20 protein-coding genes are annotated in these 19,562 nt (G+C 42.2%); 17 read left to right on the plus strand and 3 right to left on the minus strand.

The genetic code is table 11. From position 1 onward, the window contains the following. Positions 1 to 5: 5 nt before the first annotated feature. The 17 genes from RB604_RS09790 (at position 6) to RB604_RS09870 (ending at position 16,557) form a co-directional block, all read left to right on the plus strand. A complete protein-coding gene (locus RB604_RS09790) occupies positions 6 to 479 on the plus strand; it encodes an HU family DNA-binding protein (RefSeq protein ID WP_021936537.1) in 474 nt (157 codons plus the stop codon). A gap of 112 nt (positions 480 to 591) precedes the next feature. Continuing rightward, entirely contained in the window at positions 592 to 687 is a 96-nt protein-coding gene (locus RB604_RS09795; RefSeq protein ID WP_005924877.1) for a smalltalk protein, read from the plus strand. 134 nt (positions 688 to 821) lie between these two features. After that, positions 822 to 1,553 carry a type III pantothenate kinase gene (locus RB604_RS09800; RefSeq protein ID WP_122281995.1) on the plus strand — a complete coding sequence of 244 codons (732 nt, stop codon included), beginning with the start codon at positions 822 to 824 and terminating at the stop codon, positions 1,551 to 1,553. Continuing rightward, positions 1,540 to 2,802: a BamG family beta-barrel-assembly machinery protein gene (gene bamG, locus RB604_RS09805; protein WP_005924871.1), complete on the plus strand. Its 1,263-nt coding sequence runs from the start codon at positions 1,540 to 1,542 to the stop codon at positions 2,800 to 2,802. Before RB604_RS09800 ends, bamG begins: the two co-directional genes overlap by 14 nt. Positions 2,803 to 2,847: 45 nt before the next feature. Next, positions 2,848 to 4,173, plus strand: a complete 1,326-nt coding sequence (locus tag RB604_RS09810) for a hypothetical protein (RefSeq protein WP_007478481.1) — start codon at positions 2,848 to 2,850, stop codon at positions 4,171 to 4,173. A gap of 42 nt (positions 4,174 to 4,215) precedes the next feature. Beyond that, positions 4,216 to 4,794: an LPS export ABC transporter periplasmic protein LptC gene (gene lptC, locus RB604_RS09815; RefSeq protein WP_021936534.1), complete on the plus strand. Its 579-nt coding sequence runs from the start codon at positions 4,216 to 4,218 to the stop codon at positions 4,792 to 4,794. A 3-nt stretch (positions 4,795 to 4,797) separates the two neighbouring features. Next, positions 4,798 to 6,054, plus strand: a complete 1,257-nt coding sequence (locus RB604_RS09820; protein WP_005924865.1) for a hemolysin family protein — start codon at positions 4,798 to 4,800, stop codon at positions 6,052 to 6,054. Positions 6,055 to 6,174: 120 nt separating this feature from the next. Further along, entirely contained in the window at positions 6,175 to 8,313 is a 2,139-nt protein-coding gene (locus tag RB604_RS09825) for a peptidylprolyl isomerase (protein ID WP_005924863.1), read from the plus strand. Positions 8,314 to 8,475: 162 nt separating this feature from the next. Then, complete coding sequence (rlmN, locus tag RB604_RS09830; protein WP_021936532.1) at positions 8,476 to 9,510, plus strand: dual-specificity RNA methyltransferase RlmN; 1,035 nt, start codon at positions 8,476 to 8,478, stop codon at positions 9,508 to 9,510. A 74-nt stretch (positions 9,511 to 9,584) separates the two neighbouring features. Further along, complete coding sequence (locus RB604_RS09835; RefSeq protein WP_021936531.1) at positions 9,585 to 10,631, plus strand: DUF4837 family protein; 1,047 nt, start codon at positions 9,585 to 9,587, stop codon at positions 10,629 to 10,631. A 6-nt stretch (positions 10,632 to 10,637) separates the two neighbouring features. Next, complete coding sequence (gene pdxA / locus RB604_RS09840; RefSeq protein WP_007478478.1) at positions 10,638 to 11,735, plus strand: 4-hydroxythreonine-4-phosphate dehydrogenase PdxA; 1,098 nt, start codon at positions 10,638 to 10,640, stop codon at positions 11,733 to 11,735. Positions 11,736 to 11,767: 32 nt separating this feature from the next. Further along, entirely contained in the window at positions 11,768 to 12,967 is a 1,200-nt protein-coding gene (locus RB604_RS09845; protein ID WP_005924851.1) for a sigma-54 interaction domain-containing protein, read from the plus strand. Beyond that, on the plus strand, positions 12,954 to 13,481 hold the full coding sequence (locus RB604_RS09850; RefSeq protein ID WP_025819665.1) for an LptE family protein: 528 nt from the start codon (positions 12,954 to 12,956) through the stop codon (positions 13,479 to 13,481). Before RB604_RS09845 ends, RB604_RS09850 begins: the two co-directional genes overlap by 14 nt. A 5-nt stretch (positions 13,482 to 13,486) precedes the next feature. Continuing rightward, the gene (locus tag RB604_RS09855; protein WP_005924846.1) at positions 13,487 to 14,260 is read left to right on the plus strand and encodes a DUF8458 domain-containing protein; all 774 of its coding nucleotides are present in this window, start codon (positions 13,487 to 13,489) and stop codon (positions 14,258 to 14,260) included. Positions 14,261 to 14,266: 6 nt separating this feature from the next. After that, complete coding sequence (secG, locus tag RB604_RS09860) at positions 14,267 to 14,650, plus strand: preprotein translocase subunit SecG (RefSeq protein WP_005924843.1); 384 nt, start codon at positions 14,267 to 14,269, stop codon at positions 14,648 to 14,650. 156 nt (positions 14,651 to 14,806) lie between these two features. Continuing rightward, positions 14,807 to 16,201 (plus strand): MFS transporter, encoded by a 1,395-nt coding sequence (locus tag RB604_RS09865; RefSeq protein ID WP_007478476.1) that lies wholly within the window; start codon positions 14,807 to 14,809, stop codon positions 16,199 to 16,201. 5 nt (positions 16,202 to 16,206) lie between these two features. Next, positions 16,207 to 16,557, plus strand: a complete 351-nt coding sequence (locus RB604_RS09870) for a PqqD family protein (protein WP_005924837.1) — start codon at positions 16,207 to 16,209, stop codon at positions 16,555 to 16,557. Here the strand turns inward: RB604_RS09870 and RB604_RS09875 are convergent. From RB604_RS09875 to RB604_RS09885, 3 genes are all read right to left on the minus strand, one after another. Further along, the gene (locus RB604_RS09875; protein WP_007478475.1) at positions 16,547 to 16,828 is read right to left on the minus strand and encodes a hypothetical protein; all 282 of its coding nucleotides are present in this window, start codon (positions 16,826 to 16,828) and stop codon (positions 16,547 to 16,549) included. The genes RB604_RS09870 and RB604_RS09875 overlap by 11 nt on opposite strands. Before the next feature lie 30 nt (positions 16,829 to 16,858). After that, positions 16,859 to 17,920, minus strand: coding sequence for a DUF4831 family protein (locus tag RB604_RS09880; RefSeq protein WP_007478474.1), 1,062 nt, complete (start codon positions 17,918 to 17,920; stop codon positions 16,859 to 16,861). A 71-nt stretch (positions 17,921 to 17,991) separates the two neighbouring features. After that, a complete protein-coding gene (locus tag RB604_RS09885; protein WP_055295209.1) occupies positions 17,992 to 19,503 on the minus strand; it encodes a bifunctional ADP-dependent NAD(P)H-hydrate dehydratase/NAD(P)H-hydrate epimerase in 1,512 nt (503 codons plus the stop codon). Between the last annotated feature and the right edge of the window lie 59 nt (positions 19,504 to 19,562).

Here is a 19,562-nt window from a genome sequence, read left to right on the forward strand (position 1 = left end):
TAACTATGCCTTTATTTTACAAGGGAATACAAGCTGCAAAAGCAAATAAGGAGGGGGTGAAAACATGGCATCCGGCTTTGGTGAAAATGAAAAAAGTGATTAATACACAAACGATGGCGGAAGGGATTGCAGAGAAGGCTTCACTGACGCCGGGTGATGTGCAGAATGTGGTGCGAAACCTGCTCTCGGTGATGCGTGTGCATCTGTTGAATAGCCATTCTGTACGTCTGGAAGGATTGGGAACTTTTACCATGGGAATACGGTCGAGAGGAAAAGGGGTGGATACGGAAGAAAAGGTGAATCCGAATCAGATCACCTCGGTACATTGCCGGTTTACTCCCGAATATTTCCGTCCGATAGCAGTGGGCACTACTCGTGCATTGACACAGGGAATGACTTTTGCCCATGCCGACTTGATAGGAAAAGTGGTGGATAGCAATGCCGGGGGAGACGGAGAAGGAGAAGATCCGGCAGCTTAATTTAGCTGAAAGCCTTATTTAGTTGAGAGTTGAAAATTGAAAGTTGAGGGGTAAAAGGTGGCTGCGCAGAACTTGATTCTTTTGCCCCTTAATTATTAAAAAGAACGGAAATATGAAGAAAACGGTTTGGAATACAATTTTGAAAGTGGTTATTGCAGTGGCAAGTGCTATTGCAGGCGTAATAGGTGGTCAGGCAATGACATTCTAAAATAAGAAAATGTAATTGATTTAAGGAGACTCCCGGAAGTTTGGTGAAAGAACTTCCCGGGAGTTTTTTGTATAAGTGTGCTACATGCTTTAATTTTTATGCCTATCTTTGCACGCTCAAAAACGATAAGTATAGTGAATTTAATTGTCGATATAGGAAATACGATAGCCAAAGTAGCCCTTTTTGATGGGGAGGCGATGGTGAATGTAATTTATGATTCTAATCAGTCATTGGATTGCCTGGAGAATATTTGCATTGAGCATCCGGTTGAACAGGGAATTGTAGCCACTGTTATCGATCTGAATGAATGTGTTTCCGAGCGTTTGCGTAAACTTCCTATACCTTTGCTCTGGCTGGATAAAGATACTCCTTTACCGGTAATCAATTTGTACGAAACTCCTGATACTTTGGGGTATGACCGGATGGCGGCTGTGGTGTCTGCCCATGAACAATTTCCGGATAGAAATATATTGGTGATCGATGCCGGTACCTGTATAACCTATGAATTTATTGATTCTGAAGGACAATATCATGGTGGAAATATTTCACCGGGGCTGCAGATGCGCTTCAAAGCGTTACATCAATTTACCGGACGCCTGCCACTGGTTGACCCTCAAGGACGTTCTTTGGATTTGGGAAAGGATACGGAGACTGCCATACGTGCCGGTGTGAAGAAAGGAATCGAGTATGAAATATCAGGTTATATTACGGCTATGAAACATAAATATCCTGAACTTTTGGTTTTTTTAACGGGTGGAGATGATTTTTCTTTTGATACGAACGTAAAAAGTGTCATCTTTGCAGATAGATTTTTAGTGTTGAAAGGATTAAATAGAATTTTAAACTATAATAATGGTAGGATTTAAACAGACACTTTGTGCGCTTTTGCTCATGGCTTTTGCAGGGGTGACAGTCGCTCAAAATAATACAAACTCTCCCTATACACGATATGGCTATGGCGATTTAGTCAATCAGAATTTTGGAAACAGCAAAGCAATGGGAGGGATTGCTTTTGGATTGCGAGACGGCTCACAGATTAATCCGTTGAATCCTGCTTCATATACAGCTATCGATTCGCTGACATTCTTGTTTGAAGGTGGGGCGAGTTTGCAGAATTCTAACATAAGTGACGGTTCGGTAAAGCTGAATGTAAAGAATTCCAGCTTTGATTATATTGCCATGCAGTTCCGTCTGCATAGAAGAGTGGCGATGAGTATCGGGTTGTTACCTTTTTCGAATGTGGGATACAATGTGTCGCAATCGTATTCGGAAACATCTACCAGCCCTGCTTATACAAAACAATTGCTTGGTGACGGCGGTTTGCATCAATTATATGTCGGATTGGGTGTGAAGGTTTTGAATAACCTGTCTATCGGTGCGAATGTCTCTTATTTTTGGGGAGATATCACACGGACATTGGGTATGGTTTATCCTTCTTACACGGATATTTACGGACAGACGGTGTCGAATTCGTATGTAGAAACTACCGGTATGTCAGTGCGTGATTATAAACTGGATTTTGGTATACAGTATACTCAGCCGATTGGGAAGAAACATTCTGTAACGCTGGGAGCGGTGTTTACCCCGAAGCACAATTTGAATAATGATACTTATGTGCAGACAAATACGAGCGTAATTACCGTAAAAGATACGATAGCGACATTTGGTACACCGAATTGCTTCGGGGCAGGTGTTACTTATAAATACGACGACCGGCTGACTGTAGGTGTTGACTATAGTCTGCAGAAATGGGGAGATGTAACGTACATGAATCAACCGAATGCTTTTTGTGACCGTACGAAGATTTCTGTGGGTGCGGAGTATATTCCTTCAAAAATAGGAAGAAACTATTTCGGACATGTAAAATATCGTTTGGGAGGGTATTATACGACTCCTTATTATAAAACGGAAGCCGGTGAAAGAGCTTCTCGTGAATATGGTGTAACGGCCGGCTTTGGTTTGCCTGTTCCCCGTTCACGTTCGATTGTCAGTGTTACGGCACAATATGTGCGCGTGGAAGGCTTGCAGGCAGGCATGCTGAATGAAAATATTTTGAGATTCAGTATCGGCATTACATTTAATGAACGTTGGTTCTTTAAACGTAAGGTGGATTAATATTGAAGAATAGACAAATTATATAACAACTAAAATTTAGATACAATGAAGATTAAAACGCTAATGGCTGTGTTGTTCCTTTCGGCGGGTGCAACCTCTGTTATGGCACAGAGTGACAGTATCTGTATCCCTAACAGTAGTGTATCACATGAAGCTGTGAAAGCAGGTAACTTCAAGGATGCCTATGCGCCGTGGAAGATTGTGTTGGAAACTTGTCCTACACTTCGTTATTATACATTTAAGGACGGATTCTTGATTTTAGAGGGATTAATGAAACAAATCAGTGATAAGAACAGTCCTGAATATAAAAAGTATTTTGAGGAGTTGATGCATACGCATGATGTACGTATGAAGTATATTCCAGATTTCCAGACGAGAATGAAAGGAGTACCTTCTGTTGCGGATGCGCTTGGAGATAAGGCGCTTGCATATATTCAGTATGCTCCGTCACCAGATGTGAACCAAGCTTATGCATGGTTTAAAGAATCTCTTGAAAACACGAAAGCGGAAGCTTCTCCTAATGTAATGCATTTCTTCTTGGATATGTCTTTGCAGAAGTTGAAAGCTGATCCGTCTCACAAGGAGCAGTTTATCAAGGATTATCTGCTTGATACTCAATATACGGATGAAGCTATTGCCAGTACAGATAAAGAAGCTCTTAAGACTGCTTTGAAATCGGTAAGAGAAGGATTGGACGCTCAGTTTATTAACAGTGGTGCTGCTACTTGTGAATCATTACAGGAAATATATGCTCCGAAAGTTGAAGCTAACCAGGCTAATCTGGAGGCGCTGAAAGAAGTGATCAAGGTAATGGCATTAATGGGCTGTAAAGACAGTGATGCATATCTGCAGGCTTCTTTATATGCATACAAACTGGAACCGAGTGCAGATGCTGCCGTAGGTTGTGCTGCAATGGCATTCAAGAAAGGAGATATCGACGGTTCGGTTAAGTTTTTTGATGAAGCTATAAACCTTGAAACAGACAATGCAAAGAAAGCGGATAACGCTTATAAAGCTGCGAGTGTATTGGCTTCGGCTAAAAAACTTTCTCAGGCAAGAAGTTATGCACAAAAGGCTATCAGCTTCAATGAGAACTTTGGGGCTCCTTATATTTTGATTGCACAGCTGTATGCAGGTAATTATAAATGGAACGATGAGCCGGCATTGAATAAATGTACTTTCTTTGCTGCTATTGACAAGTTGCAAAGAGCAAAAGCGGTAGATCCCAGTGTTGCTGAAGAAGCAAATAAGTTAATCTCTTCTTATTCAGCTTATACTCCAGAAGCTAAAGACCTCTTTATGTTGGGTTATAAAGCAGGAGACCGTATCACTATTGGTGGATGGATCGGGGAGACTACGACGATCAGATAATATATGTTACAACAGAAAAGTAACTTTTTATTTAGTAAAAATATGAGCATAACAATTGCCTTTGGGGCAATTGTTATGCTTCTTTTATTTCCTTCTTGCGGAGGAAAGGAAAAAAAACTCGGCGAGGCCATAACGGAACGGGATTCATTGCCTTCGATGGCTACTATGGACGTGGTTACCTATATCTCTGATTCAGGAGTGACGCGCTATCGCATGGATGCTGACGAATGGCTGGTATACGACCGCAAGAAGCCTTCCTATTGGGCTTTTGAAAAAGGGGTCTATCTGGAACAGTTCGATTCTGTGTTTAATGTGGATGCCAGTATAAAAGCGGATACTGCTTATTATTATGATAAGCAAAAACTCTGGAAGTTGATGGGACATGTTGATATTAAGAACCGGAAAGGGGAACGTTTCAATACGGAGCTGTTGTATTGGAATCAAGCGACGGAAAAGGTTTATTCGGATCGTTTCATACGTATCGAGCAACCGGATCGGATTATCACCGGATATGGTTTTGATTCGAACCAGCAAATGACGAATTATCAGATAAGAAATATGGGAGGGGTGTTCTATGTGGACGAAGAAGAGCAAAAGGCACCTGCGGATTCTGTAAATTAGATTATGAGCATTATTATTTACCTTTTGATAACCATGGCTTTCTCTGCCTTCTTTTCGGGAATGGAAATTGCTTTCATTTCAGTAGACAAATTGCGATTTGAACTGGAACGGAAAGGAGGAATCTCGTCGCGAATCTTATCTATCTTTTTTAAAAATCCGAATAACTTTATTTCTACTATGTTGGTGGGTAACAACATAGCATTGGTTATTTATGGTATTTTGATGGCACAGATTATTGGTGATAATCTTTTATCCGGATTTATTACGAATCACTTTGTGATGGTTCTGGTACAGACTGTTATTTCAACTCTGATTATCTTGGTGACAGGGGAGTTTTTGCCCAAAACGCTGTTTAAAATTAACCCTAATCTGGTATTGAATGTCTGTGCGGTTCCTTTGTTCTTTTGTTATATTATTCTTTATCCTATTTCTAAATTTGCTTCCGGAGTATCTTATTTGTTCCTGCGTCTGTTCGGGATGAAAATAAACAAGGAGGCATCCGCAAAGGCATTTGGAAAGGTCGATTTGGATTATTTTGTGCAGTCCGGCATAGATAATGCCGATAACAGTGAAGAACTGGATACGGAGGTGAAGATATTTCAGAATGCTCTGGATTTCTCAACGATAAAAATAAGGGATTGTATTGTGCCCCGTACAGAGGTGGTAGCTGTCGATCTGTCTACTACGCTGGAAGATTTGAAAAACCGGTTTGTGGAATCCGGGATTTCCAAGATTATTGTTTATGATGGGAACATCGATAATGTGGTGGGTTATATTCATTCGTCGGAAATGTTCCGTAATCCCAAAGATTGGCGGGAAAACGTAAAGGAGGTACCTATCGTACCGGAGACGATGGCCGCCCACAAATTGATGAAACTTTTTATGCAGCAAAAGAAAACAATTGCCGTGGTAGTGGATGAGTTCGGAGGAACTTCCGGAATTGTTTCTTTGGAAGATCTGGTAGAAGAAATATTCGGTGATATAGAGGATGAACACGATAATACATCTTATATTTGTAAGCAGATAGGAGAAGGGGAGTATGTGCTTTCCGGACGTCTGGAAATAGAAAAAGTGAACGAAACCTTTGATCTTGACCTGCCCGAATCAGACGATTATCTGACGGTTGGCGGATTGATTCTTAGTCAATATCAGAGCTTCCCGAAATTGCATGAAATTATTTCTATCGGGCGGTATGAGTTTAAAATTATTAAGGTTACACCGACAAAAATAGAGCTTGTACGGCTGAAAGTTGCGGAATAATGCTGTATACCTCCATTTTTTTCGCTAATAAATAGATGTATATTAGCATTTTTTGTATCTTCGTGCGCTAAAACAACTAAGGAGAAAATAATAATAAACAAATAAACTGTATTAATTAAAATGGCAACATTACAAAACATTAGATCGAAAGGACCTTTATTGGTGATCGTTATTGGCTTGGCGTTGTTTGCTTTCATTGCGGGTGACGCATGGAAAGTATTGCAGCCGCACCAGTCACATGATGTAGGAGAGGTGAACGGGGACGCACTTTCCGCTCAAGACTATCAGGCATTGGTAGAAGAGTATACTGACATAATAAAGTTTTCAAGTGGGACGACTTCGTTGAGTGACGATCAGACCAATCAAGTAAAAGATGAAGTATGGCGTACGTACGTAAATAATAAACTTCTTGAAAACGAAGCAAAAAAACTCGGACTTACTGTATCAAAAGCAGAGATTCAGGCAATCATCGATGCCGGTGTTCATCCGCTTTTGCAGCAGACTCCGTTCCGGAATCCACAAACAGGTGCTTTTGATAAAGATATGTTGAAGAAGTTCTTGGTAGAGTATTCGAAAATGAATCCTTCTCAAATGCCGGCTCAGTACGTGGAACAATACACTATGATGTATAAATTCTGGTCGTTTGTAGAAAAGAGTTTGATTCAGAACCGTCTGGCAGAAAAATATCAGGCTTTGATTTCGAAATCACTTTTGTCTAATCCGATAGAGGCACAGGATGCTTTTGATGCAAGAGTAAATCAAATGGATGTGTTGCTTGCAGCAGTGCCTTATTCTTCTATCGTGGATTCTACAATTACAGTGAAGGAATCGGAATTGAAAGATCTTTATAATAAGAAAAAGGAACAGTTCAAACAGTATGTGGAAACCCGTGACATCAAATATATCGATGTACAGGTAACTGCAAGCCCTGAAGACAGAGCTGCTATCGAAAAAGAGGTTGAGGATTATACTCAGCAGTTGGCTGCTACGGATAATGATTATACTTCTTTCATCCGTTTTACCGGTTCGGAACAGCCGTATGTTGATTTGTTTTATAACAAAACAGCTTTCCCGAGAGATGTAATTGCCCGTATGGACTCTGCTGCGATCGGTAAAGTATATGGTCCTTATTATAACGGTGCTGATAATACGATTAATTCTTTCAAGGTAGTTGCAAAGGCGGCTGCCCCCGACTCAATCGAATTCCGTCAGATTCAGGTATATGCAGAAGATGCTGCCAAAACAAAAACATTGGCCGACAGTATTTATAATGCCATTAAAGGTGGTGCGGACTTTGCTGAACTGGCAAAGAAGTATGGTCAGACCGGAGATGCCAACTGGCTGGCTGCTGCAAGTTATGAGAATCAGCAGATTGATAATGAGAATTTGAAATTTATCTCTACTATCAATAATTTGGGAGTAAAAGAGGTAGCTAATTTGGCTTTCGGACAGGCTAATATTATTCTTCAAGTGACCAATAAAAAGGCTGTTAAGGATAAATATAAAGTAGCCGTGATCAAGCGTCCGGTAAATTTCAGCAAGGAAACTTATAATAGAGCTTATAATAATTTCAGCCAGTTTATTGCTGCTAATCCTTCTTTGGATAAAATGGTGGCGAATGCGGAAGAAGCTGGATATAGATTGTTGGAAAGAAACGATTTGTATAGCTCTGAGCATGGAATTGGTGGTGTCAGAGGTACCAAAGAAGCTTTGAAATGGGCGTTCTCTGCTAAGCCGGGTGAAGTTTCCGGATTATATGAATGTGGTGAAAGCGACAGACTGCTGGTGGTTGCACTGGCTGGTGTAACTCCTGAAGGCTATCGTTCGTTGCAACAGGTACAAGATCAGTTGAGAGCGGAGATTGTAAAAGATAAGAAGGCTGAAAAGATAATGGCCGATATGAAAGCTGCTAATGCAACTTCTTTTGATCAGTACAAGTCAATGGCCAATGCGGTGAGTGATTCTGTGAAACATGTTACTTTCGCTGCTCCTGCTTATATTGCCGCTTTGCGTAGCAGTGAGCCGTTGGTAGGTGCTTATGCTTCAGTAGCAGAACTTAATAAATTGAGTGCTCCGATTAAAGGAAATGCCGGAGTGTTTGTGCTGCAGATGTATGCGAAAGATAAGCTAAATGAAACGTTTGATGCGAAAACAGAAGAAGCTACATTGGAAAATATGCACGCTCGTTTGGCAGGACGTTTGATGAATGATCTTTATCTGAAGGGTGAAGTGAAGGATTCACGTTATTTATTCTTCTGATAATAAGAGGCTGTTTAAATAGGGGCTAAAACCGAATGAAGATATGTAAAAGGCTGTTCCTGGATGGGAACGGCCTTTTTACGTTAACTTTTGTCTGTAGTCTGCTCTGAAATTAACTTTAATTCCTTACATTTGCATAAATAACGTTGATTTGTAAAGAATATGTCTAAATATCCTCTTTTGGGAATGACTCTTGTTGAGTTGCAATCGGTAGTCAGAGGCTTGGGAATGCCGGGATTTGCCGCTAAGCAGATTGCATCATGGCTTTATGATAAAAAGGTGGCTACTATTGATGAAATGACTAATTTGTCATTGAAACACCGGGAAGCATTGAAGGCCGATTATGAAGTAGGAGGGGAAGCGCCTGTCGATGCCATGCATTCGGTCGATGGCACTATTAAATATCTTTATCGGGTAGGAGAGAATCATTTCGTGGAAGCAGTGTATATTCCGGATGACGACCGTGCTACTCTTTGTGTCTCTTCACAGGTGGGGTGCAAAATGAATTGTAAGTTCTGTATGACCGGAAAGCAGGGATTTACGGCGAATCTGACTTCTAATCAAATACTGAATCAGATAAACTCATTGCCGGAGTGCGATAAGCTGACCAATATTGTCATGATGGGAATGGGTGAACCTTTGGATAATTTGGATGAGGTGCTGAAGGCTTTGGAAATTTTGACAGCTTCTTATGGCTACGCGTGGAGTCCTAAACGGATCACTCTTTCTACTGTGGGATTGCGTAAGGGGCTGCAGCGTTTTATAGAAGAGAGCGATTGCCATCTGGCGATTAGCTTGCACTCGCCGCTTCCTTCTCAACGCTCGGATTTGATGCCTGCCGAACGTGCTTTCTCAATAGTTGAAATCGTAAATTTGTTAAAGAACTATGATTTTAGTAAACAACGTAGACTTTCGTTCGAATATATTGTTTTTAGGGGTGTTAATGATTCGTTGATTTATGCTAAGGAACTTGTGAAATTGCTTCGTGGGTTGGATTGCCGGATGAATCTGATTCGTTTTCATGCTATTCCCGATGTCGATCTGAACGGTGCTGATATGGAGACGATGACGGCTTTCCGTGATTATCTGACTTCGCATGGCTTGTTCTCTACTATCCGTTCTTCAAGAGGGGAGGATATATTTGCTGCTTGTGGTATGTTGTCTACGGCGAAGCAGGAAGAGAATAACAAGAATTAATATAAATTATTAACTTATCGGATGAAAATATACGAACTTGTCGTAGTTTTGTAAAAACATAAAAAATGATCAATATGAAGAAGTATCTGTTTTTCCTCGGTATGGCTCTTGTAGCATTGATTTTTTCTTCTTGTAATGGTAAGAAGGGTGTATTTACCCCGACCTCCAGCGGTCGTGCGTATGAGATTCTTGTAGTTGTTGATCATGCTTTGTGGGAGCGTCCGGCAGGAAGGGCTTTGTATGATGTGCTCGATACGGATGTGCCGGGTTTGCCGCAGTCGGAACGTTCTTTTAGGATTATGTATACTTCTCCGAAAGATTACGATTCTACTTTGAAGCTGATACGTAATATCATCATCGTGGACGTACGCGATATTTATACAAAACCGGCTTTTAAATATGCTAAGGATGTTTATGCGGCCCCGCAGTTGATTCTTACCATACAGGCACCTAATGAACAGGAATTTGAGAAATTTGTAGAAGAGAATAAGCAGCAGATTATCGATTTCTTTACGCGCGCCGAGATGAATCGTCAGATAGCTCAGTTACAGCATAAGCACAATGATTATATATCTACTAAAGTAGGTAGTAAATTCGATTGTGATATCTGGCTTCCGGCGGAACTCGCTTCTTCCAAGGAGGGAAAGGATTTCTTCTGGGCATCTACCAATACAGCTACCGGCGATCAGAATTTTGTTATATATTCTTATCCGTATACCGATAAGAATACATTCACGAAGGAATATTTTATTCATAAGCGTGATTCGGTGATGAAAGCGAATATTCCGGGGGCAAAAGAAGGGATGTATATGTCTACGGATTCTATAACGGTGGACGTGAGACCTATTGATATACATGGAGATTATACGATGGAAGCCCGTGGGCTTTGGCGAATGAAGGGCGATTTTATGGGTGGCCCGTTCGTATCGCATACCCGTTTGGATAAAGCCAACCAGCGTATAATCACAGCAGAGATTTTTGTATATTCACCTGATAAATTAAAACGCAATCTGGTACGCATGCTCGAAGCATCACTCTATACGCTGAAACTTCCTGCAGAGAAAGTACAGGGAGAAATTCCGATGGGCAACGTCGCCAGAGAGGAACAAACTAATAAATAACGACACATGGAAGATTCTAAAATACGGATTGGTATTACCCAGGGAGATATTAACGGCGTTGGCTATGAAGTGATATTGAAGGCTTTTGCAGATCCGGTTATGTTGGAGTTGTGTACTCCGATTATTTACGGTTCGCCTAAAGTGGCTGCTTATCATCGTAAGTCTTTGGATTTGCCGACTAACTTCAGTATTGTTAATTCTGCCTCGGAAGCTGCTCACAATCGTTTGAGTGTAGTGAATTGTACGGACGACGAGGTGAAAGTGGAATTTTCGAAACCCGATCCGGAAGCCGGTAAGGCTGCTCTCGGTGCGCTGGAAAAAGCAATCGAAGAGTTTAAAGAAGGGTTGATCGATGTCATTGTGACGGCACCCATTAATAAGCATACGATTCAGTCGGAGGGATTTTCATTTCCCGGCCATACTGAATATATCGAGGAGAGATTGGGCAATGGCAGCAAGTCGCTGATGATTCTGATGAAGGATGATTTCCGGGTAGCATTAGTGACCGGACATATTCCCGTTCGTGAAATTGCTTCTTCTATCACTAAAGAGCTTATTCAAGACAAGCTGACTATTTTCCATCAGTCCCTCAAACAGGATTTTGGAATCGGTGCACCTCGCATAGCTGTATTGGCACTGAATCCGCATGCCGGGGATGAGGGATTGCTCGGTACGGAGGAACAGGAAATTATCATTCCGGCTATTCAGGAAATGGCTGCGAAAGGAATGCTCTGCTACGGACCTTATCCGGCAGACGGTTTTATGGGATCAGGTAACTTTACTCATTTTGATGGTGTGCTGGCTATGTACCACGATCAGGGGTTGGCGCCATTCAAGGCATTGGCTATGGATGAAGGAGTGAACTATACGGCCGGTCTTCCGGTGGTACGTACTTCACCTGCCCATGGAACAGCCTATGATATCGCCGGTAAGGGATTGGCTTGTGAAGATTCTTTCCGTCAGGCGGTATATGTGGCGATAGATGTATTCCGTAACCGGCAGCGTGATAAGGCTGCTCATGCCAATCCGTTGAGAAAGCAATATTACGAGAAACGTGACGATAGTGACAAGCTGAAACTTGACACTGTGGACGATGATGTATAAATGAAATTGGAGAAGGAATTTATAGTGCAGTTATGACGAAAGCGGAGATTCAACAAGTAAAACTCAGGTTCGGTATTATTGGTAATACGGAGGCTTTGTCGCGCGCCATTGATGTAGCCATCCAGGTTGCTCCCACTGATCTGTCCGTACTGATAACCGGGGAAAGCGGGGTGGGAAAGGAGAGCTTTCCGCAGATCATTCATCAATATAGCCGTCGGAAGCATGGACAGTATATTGCAGTGAATTGCGGCGCCATTCCCGAAGGGACAATCGACTCGGAATTGTTTGGACATGAAAAAGGTGCTTTTACCGGTGCTATCGGTGAGCGCAAAGGATATTTTGGTGAAGCGGACGGTGGAACGATTTTTCTGGATGAAGTAGGGGAGTTGCCTTTGCCTACTCAGGCGCGTTTGCTTCGTGTGCTTGAAAGCGGTGAATTTATCAAAGTAGGATCGTCAAAAGTGCAGAAAACAGATGTACGTATTGTTGCCGCAACGAATGTGAACCTGACACAAGCGATTGCTGACGGTCGTTTTCGTGAAGATCTGTATTATCGTTTGAATACGGTTCCTATCCAGATACCTCCTTTGCGTGAGCGTGGGGAGGATGTTTTATTGTTGTTCCGTAAATTTGCCGGTGATTTTGCAGAGAAATACCGTATGCCTGCCATTCAACTGACGGAAGATGCCAAGCAGGTATTGCTTGCCTATCCATGGCCGGGTAATGTACGCCAGTTGAAGAATATAACAGAGCAGATTTCGATAATAGAGACCAATAGGGAAATTAACGCTGCTATTCTGCAAGGGTATCTTCCGGTGCAGAACACGCAACGGCTTCCTGCTTTGTTCGGGATAAAGGACAGTAAGAACTTCGAGAGCGAGCGTGAGATTCTTTATTCTGTTTTGTTTGATATGCGACAGGAAGTATCGGAATTGAAGAAGATGGTACATAATCTGATGGCGGAAAAGGGAAATGTGTCGCTTGTGACACCGGTGCCTCCTGCGTCGGTACCTACGATTATTCATCCGGTGAAAGCTCCCTGTCCGGTAGATGACGATATACAAGATACAGAGGAATATGTGGAAGAGTCCCTTTCGTTGGACGAAGTGAAGAAAGAAATGATACGCAAAGCTTTGGAAAAGCATCACGGAAATAGAAAAAGTGCAGCACAGGATCTGAATATTTCCGAGCGTACCCTTTATAGAAAAATAAAAGAATATGGTTTGGATTAAAAAAATGCCACAATGGATGTTATTGTTGGTTTTACCGGCAATACTTCTGGCGTGTAGCGTCTCTTATAAGTTTAACGGGGCGTCTATTAACTATGATAAGGTAAAGACGATTTCGATTGCTGATTTCCCTATAAAGTCTACTTACGTTTATCAGCCTTTGGCTAATAAGTTTAATGATGATTTGAAAGACATCTTTACCCGCCAGACCCGGTTGCAATTGGTAAGATCGGCCAATGCAGATTTGCAGATCGAGGGAGAAATAACCGGTATTAATGTATATAATGAGGCCGTTGCAGCCGATGGTTATTCTTCGAAAGCCAAAGTGACCATTACGGTAAATGTACGTTATGTGAACAACACGAACCATCAGGAAGATTTTGAACAACAATTCTCGGCTTTCCGTTCCGACCTCGACCCGAACTCTTTATTGCCCAATATACCGGACGCAACGATTGCTGAAATAACCAAAGAGATAACTGATCAGATATTTAACGCGACTGTGGCAAATTGGTAATTTAAATGATCTCTGCTAACCTTCGACAATGGATTCAGCATCCTGAAATGTTGAATAAAGACACGTTGTATGAGCTGCGTACGCAGCTCACACGTTATCCTTATTTTCAGTCGCTCCGTCTGTTGTATCTTAAGAATTTGTATTTATTGCATGATATCACTTTCGGGGCGGAATTGCGGAAAGCGATTTTATACGTAGCCGATCGGCGTTCACTGTTTTATCTGATCGAAGGGGACAAGTATGTACTTTCCCGTAAGAAGAAGGCGGTTACGGAAGAGTTGCCGGAAACGGAGCTCAGTCTTGATCGGACATTGACATTGATCGACGCTTTTTTGTCTACGGTTCCCGAGGAAGTTACTGCCCGGACCGATCTGGATTATGCGATGGATTATACGGCATACTTGTTGCAAGACAATGACGCTTCTGTCGGCGAACAGCCTGAAGCTCCTAAACTTCGCGGATTTGAACTGATCGACGGCTTTATAGAAAAGAGTGAGAATGAATCGGCTATCCGATTGAAACCTCTTCTGCCCGGAGAGGATTCCGTCGCAGAGGAAGCTGCCAAGGATTTGTCTTCTGACGAATCGAAGTCTGAAGAGGAGGAAGATGATAGTTGTTTTACCGAAACATTGGCGAAAATCTATGTTAAACAGCAAAGATATTCCAAAGCTCTTGAAATTATTAAAAAATTAAGTTTGAAATATCCAAAAAAAAATGCTTACTTTGCAGACCAAATAAGATTTTTGGAGAAACTGATTATTAACGCTAAATCAAAATAACAAAAAATGTACTTAGTATTCGTTATCTTAATGGTTATTGCAGCCATATTGATGTGCTTTATCGTACTGATTCAAAACTCAAAAGGTGGAGGTCTTGCATCAGGCTTTTCATCATCTAATGCAATTATGGGTGTTCGCAAAACTACAGATTTCTTGGAAAAAGCTACTTGGGGATTAGCTGCATTTATGGTTGTAATGAGCATCGCTACAGCTTATGTTGTTCCTACTTCTTCCTCAAAAACACAAGATGTGATTCTGGAACAAGCTAAGCAAGAAGAAAAAACAAATCCGTATAATATGCCTACAGGTACAGCCGCACCTGCTACTGAAGCACCTGCCGCTGATGCGCCTGCAACAGAAACACCGGCAACAGAAGCGCCTGCTAACTAATAACAGAGAAGCTTTTGGTTGGTTATAAGCGAAGCTATAATTTTCATTTGAAAGTTATAGTTTCGCTTCTTTTTTGTTTATAAATCTATCTTTTTGTTATATATTTAGTTACCTTTGTAAACTGTACTAATACTAATAAAGATTTTAAATATTACAATGACAGAACAATTGAAAAAAAATCTGAGTGACTCTAAAGCACTACGCTGGAGTGTGCTCGCCTTGGTCGCTTTTACAATGTTGTGCGGCTATTTCCTCACTGACGTAATGTCTCCGTTAAAACCGATGCTTGAAAAAGAACTCCTTTGGGATAGTTTGGATTATGGTATTTTTACCAGTGCTTACGGGTGGTTCAATGTATTTTTATTGATGCTTATCTTCGGTGGTATCATTCTTGATAAAATGGGGGTACGTTTCACCGGAATGGGAGCCTGTTTATTCATGGTCTTCGGTTGCGGACTTAAATATTATGCCATTTCTACGGATATTACCGGAAATCTGGAATTTTTCGGAATGACATTGAAACTTCAAGTTGCATTGGCCGCATTGGGATTTGCTATTTTTGGTGTAGGAGTGGAGATTGCCGGTATTACGGTCTCCAAGATTATTGTAAAGTGGTTTAAAGGGAAGGAAATGGCTTTAGCTATGGGACTTGAAATGGCTACGGCTCGTATCGGAACCATGCTGGCTATGGCAATAACCGTACCTATTTCCAACTTCTTCGGGCATACGGATGAAAGCGGAGTATTCCATTCTAATATTCCGGCTCCTGTATTGTTCTGTCTGGTGATGCTTTGTGTAGGAACCATTGCATTTTTCATTTATACTTTCTATGATAAAAAGCTGGATGCTTCTCTTGAAGCGGAAGGTGAAGAACCGGAGGAACCTTTCCGTGCAAAAGATGTGTTTGTTATTATGCGCAATAAAGGCTTTTGGCTGATCGCTTTATTATGTGTATTATTCTATTCAGCTGTTTTCCCGTTCATTAAGTATGCAGCCGATCTGATGGTACAGAAATATCATGTGGATCCGGAGTTGGCCGGTACCATTCCAAGTCTTTTGCCATTGGGGACTTTATTCCTTACTCCCCTCTTCGGAACTTTGTATGACCGTATAGGAAAAGGTGCTTCTTTGATGATTACGGGAGCTTGGCTGTTGATCGGTGTACACGTGCTTTTTGCACTTCCGATTCTGAATGTATGGTGGTTTGCTACTTTTGTAATGATCGTGTTGGGGATTGCTTTTTCTTTGGTTCCTTCTGCGATGTGGCCTTCCGTACCTAAAATTATTCCCGAAAACCAGTTGGGAACAGCTTATGCACTTATTTTCTGGGTGCAGAATTGGGGATTGATGCTGGTTCCTCTCTTGATAGGATGGGTATTGAACTCTTTCTGCAAGGGGCCTGTTGTAGATGGTATACAGACGTATGACTATACTTTGCCAATGAGTATTTTTGCTGTGTTCGGTGTTTTGGCTTTGATTGTAGCCTTGATGCTGAAAGCGGAAGACAAGAAGAAAGGTTATGGTTTGCAGGAAGCTAACATAAAGAAATAAACGATATGGCTACGAAAGAAAAAATAAACCTGTTGGATGTTATTCCTTTCCGTAGTACGCATATAACGACCGAAAAAGAAAGCGATGGCACTGTTGTCATCGCTTTTCCCCGGTTTAAATACGACTGGATGCGTCGCTTTCTGCTTCCTAAAGGAATGTCTCCTGATATTCATGTCCGTCTGGAGGAACATGGTACTGCTGTGTGGGAGCTGATCGATGGTAAAAGTACAGTGCGTGAGATTATAGAGAAACTCGCAGCCCACTTCAACGATGAAGAGAACTACGAGTCTCGTGTATTGGCTTATTTCTCTCAGTTACAAAAAGACGGGTTCATTAAATTAGCTGTCAGCGAATGAAGATGGCCCATAGTATAACGGCACATAGGAGAAGGATTCCTATGATGATGAGGGTTCCGAATACGAAATAACGGTCGTCCGCCTCTTTTTTCTCTTCTGATTGACGGATAATGCGTCCCATCTCTTCCGGGGATGTATCGGGCATGGGGTAAGGCTCTTTTTTTTGCAGGCGTTTCATCCTTTCATTGGTCCGTTCACGCCGCAGGCGGGAAGAATCTCTTCCCTCTTTCAGTCGACGGATCATGTCGAGCATATGTCCTTCACCACCCATATTATAAGTTGTTTTTTGTAGGATAATCGGTTATTTATTCTCTTCGCGATCTACTTTTACCAATCCACCGGTTACGGGATTGAATGTTACTTTTACCGTTGAATTTTTATTGAACAAAGTAGGAGCTAAATACTCTACTGTTCCGAATTGGGTAACAGGCACCTCATCTTCAAACAGTATCTCTTTTTCCTGTTTCAATACGATAGAAGCCCTACCGGGGACGTTGTAGGCTACACCGTCTACCTTTTTCTTTCCGTCGTCTTCTGGCATTTTGACCGTTTTCAGATTCTTAAGAGTGATGTATACCGGTTCACCTGCAAGATCATTGTTGGCTACTATTCCCAGCTTTTTAGAAAAGCGGAAAGCGACCTCGTTGTTCATGTCTTTACCGGGAGTTAGGCGGATGGTATATATTTTTTCCTCTTTGTTGAGTACTCCCGAGAACATTTCAGTCATAGCTTGTTCTTGCTCATCCAGATGATCGAGCATCAGTTTGAGTTGTGCACCGTCTTTGGGCATGTTATCGGCTTGTCCGCGTACTAAGGCATTTTTGCTTTCACGGATGTTATAGATCTCTTTAGCGACAAGTTCTGCCATTTTTGCGGTAGAGTTTGCCATTAGTATCTCTTCTGTAAGAAAATCACGCGGATTTACTTTTTTCTTTTGTGCAGGTACTAATGATTGGGCCGGAATTGCCGCTTTCTTATCGATAGGGACATTGATGGACTTGATAATACCGTCTTCGGTCAATTCGATGAGTGGGGCAACGGTTTTATCTTTCATCTTTACGAAATATACGTTGTCTTTGTCCGGTATACCTACCGGTTTGACTTGTACGCTCGTCAATTCCCAATATTCTTCCGGATCGGCGGATACTTTATTCAAACGAAGATAACGATCGGCATACTTGCTGAATTCTCCGGGGATATAGGTTATTTTATTGGCTTTAACTTCGATTTCTATCTGGGTTTTCGGAAGTGCATAAGTCACTCCGTAATCTTTGCCGCGCATCACGCCGGTTACAACTTCTGTCTGTGCAGATGCTATGATGGTGGTAGCCAGCAATCCTGTCAGTATAATTAGTCTTTTCATATTGGTTTCTTTTTAACTGATTTGATAACAAAGTTAATGAACTTATTGATAAATCCATAAGTTCTTAACCTTTATTCGCTTACAAGGCGCCATGCCATCGGCAGATGGCTAATGATATCTCCTGCCGTCAGACTGATTGTCCCTAACTTTTTACAGGCACAGTCACCGGCAAGTCCATGTACGAATGTACCGATTTTAGCGCACTCTTCGGCCGGATATCCCTGGGCGAGTAGCGCCAGAATGATACCTGTGAGTACGTCTCCGCTTCCGGCAGTTGCCATGCCCGGATTACCGGTAGGATTGAAAAAGCATTTTCCTGTAGGAGTGATAATGGTTGAATAGGCTCCTTTCAAGACAATGTGGATTTTGGCTGCATGAGCCAGTTCGATGGCTTTGGTCAGACGTTCGTAAGAATCCTGACACTTGCCGACGAGGCGTTCCAGCTCTTTGGGATGGGGAGTGAGTATAGAACCTTTAGGGAGATTGGTGAGCGTATGGCGATGATTGGCTAATATATTTAACGCATCGGCATCTACGACAAGGGGAGTTTGGCAACCGTCCAATTGTTCCAGAAGGGCAGCTTCCGTTTCTTCGTTCTGCCCCAATCCGGGACCGATGCCTACTGCTTGATAATCGTCCGTATCGGTTGGCACGGCAAAACAGGTTTCACTGGCATCCTGTTCGACCATTGCTTCCGGTACGGAAGTTTGCAAAATGTCGTTGTTGCAAATGGGAGCATGTACGGTGAGTAACCCTACGCCGGAACGCAGGCAGGCACGGGCTGACAGGACGGATGCTCCCGCCATTCCTCGAGAACCGGCTATTAATAGTGCATGTCCGAAGTTGCCTTTGTGGGCAAATTTCTTTCGGGGATTGATGAGGGAACGTATTTCTTCCACTTCCAACATTTCATAATCGGTATCCAGTTCTTCGATTCCTTCCTCACTCAGATGGATGTCGAGCAATTCCCATTCTCCGAGGAATTCTGCATTTTCAGCAAAGAGAAAGGCCAGTTTGGGTAATTGGAGGCTGAGGGTAACATCCGCTTTAATGATATTGGCCCGGATGTTGAAAGTGTTTTCTTCTCCCATCAACCCTGACGGGATATCGATGGCTACTACAGTGGCCGGTGATGCGTTGATGTATTTTACTACGGCTGCAAACCCTCCGCTAAGTGGTTTATTCAGCCCTGAACCGAACAAGCCGTCGATTACCAGATGGTCTTCTGTCAGAGCGGGAGGAGCAAATTGGGTACTGACTTCGTGGAAAGTTATTTCGTCCATGATTTCTACCAGTTCTTTGTTGGCTTGGCAATCCGGTGAAAGTTCTCCTTTGGTGTTGAAGAGAAAAACTTCTACTTTATATCCTTTTTCCGCCATCATGCGGGCTACTGCCAAAGCGTCTCCACCGTTATTGCCCGGTCCGGCAAAAACCGTAACGGGCGTTCCATTGTCCCATCGGTTTATGATGGCTTCTGTTAATGCATGGGCGGCACGTTCCATTAGTTGGATCGATTGAATCGGTTCATGTTCAATGGTATAAGCATCCAGTTTTTTGATAGTACTACTTGGAAATATTTTCATTGTGATGTTCTTTTTTAGTTTTCGACTTACAAATGTACATGATTCTTCCGACTTTTTCC

The sequence above is a fragment of the Bacteroides salyersiae genome, assembly GCF_031172035.1.
Classification (GTDB): Bacteria; Bacteroidota; Bacteroidia; order Bacteroidales; family Bacteroidaceae; genus Bacteroides; species Bacteroides salyersiae.

Excerpts from the sequence above, each read along its gene's own strand:
- RB604_RS09790 (WP_021936537.1), top strand. The coding sequence starts at position 6 with ATGCCTTTATTTTACAAGGGAATACAAGCTGCAAAAGCAAATAAGGAG.
- RB604_RS09795 (WP_005924877.1), top strand. The coding sequence starts at position 592 with ATGAAGAAAACGGTTTGGAATACAATTTTGAAAGTGGTTATTGCAGTG.
- bamG (WP_005924871.1), top strand. The coding sequence starts at position 1,540 with ATGGTAGGATTTAAACAGACACTTTGTGCGCTTTTGCTCATGGCTTTT.
- RB604_RS09810 (WP_007478481.1), top strand. The coding sequence starts at position 2,848 with ATGAAGATTAAAACGCTAATGGCTGTGTTGTTCCTTTCGGCGGGTGCA.
- lptC (WP_021936534.1), top strand. The coding sequence starts at position 4,216 with ATGAGCATAACAATTGCCTTTGGGGCAATTGTTATGCTTCTTTTATTT.
- RB604_RS09820 (WP_005924865.1), top strand. The coding sequence starts at position 4,798 with ATGAGCATTATTATTTACCTTTTGATAACCATGGCTTTCTCTGCCTTC.
- RB604_RS09825 (WP_005924863.1), top strand. The coding sequence starts at position 6,175 with ATGGCAACATTACAAAACATTAGATCGAAAGGACCTTTATTGGTGATC.
- rlmN (WP_021936532.1), top strand. The coding sequence starts at position 8,476 with ATGTCTAAATATCCTCTTTTGGGAATGACTCTTGTTGAGTTGCAATCG.
- RB604_RS09835 (WP_021936531.1), top strand. The coding sequence starts at position 9,585 with ATGAAGAAGTATCTGTTTTTCCTCGGTATGGCTCTTGTAGCATTGATT.
- pdxA (WP_007478478.1), top strand. The coding sequence starts at position 10,638 with ATGGAAGATTCTAAAATACGGATTGGTATTACCCAGGGAGATATTAAC.
- RB604_RS09845 (WP_005924851.1), top strand. The coding sequence starts at position 11,768 with ATGACGAAAGCGGAGATTCAACAAGTAAAACTCAGGTTCGGTATTATT.
- RB604_RS09850 (WP_025819665.1), top strand. The coding sequence starts at position 12,954 with ATGGTTTGGATTAAAAAAATGCCACAATGGATGTTATTGTTGGTTTTA.
- RB604_RS09855 (WP_005924846.1), top strand. The coding sequence starts at position 13,487 with ATGATCTCTGCTAACCTTCGACAATGGATTCAGCATCCTGAAATGTTG.
- secG (WP_005924843.1), top strand. The coding sequence starts at position 14,267 with ATGTACTTAGTATTCGTTATCTTAATGGTTATTGCAGCCATATTGATG.
- RB604_RS09865 (WP_007478476.1), top strand. The coding sequence starts at position 14,807 with ATGACAGAACAATTGAAAAAAAATCTGAGTGACTCTAAAGCACTACGC.
- RB604_RS09870 (WP_005924837.1), top strand. The coding sequence starts at position 16,207 with ATGGCTACGAAAGAAAAAATAAACCTGTTGGATGTTATTCCTTTCCGT.
- RB604_RS09875 (WP_007478475.1), bottom strand. The coding sequence starts at position 16,828 with ATGGGTGGTGAAGGACATATGCTCGACATGATCCGTCGACTGAAAGAG.
- RB604_RS09880 (WP_007478474.1), bottom strand. The coding sequence starts at position 17,920 with ATGAAAAGACTAATTATACTGACAGGATTGCTGGCTACCACCATCATA.
- RB604_RS09885 (WP_055295209.1), bottom strand. The coding sequence starts at position 19,503 with ATGAAAATATTTCCAAGTAGTACTATCAAAAAACTGGATGCTTATACC.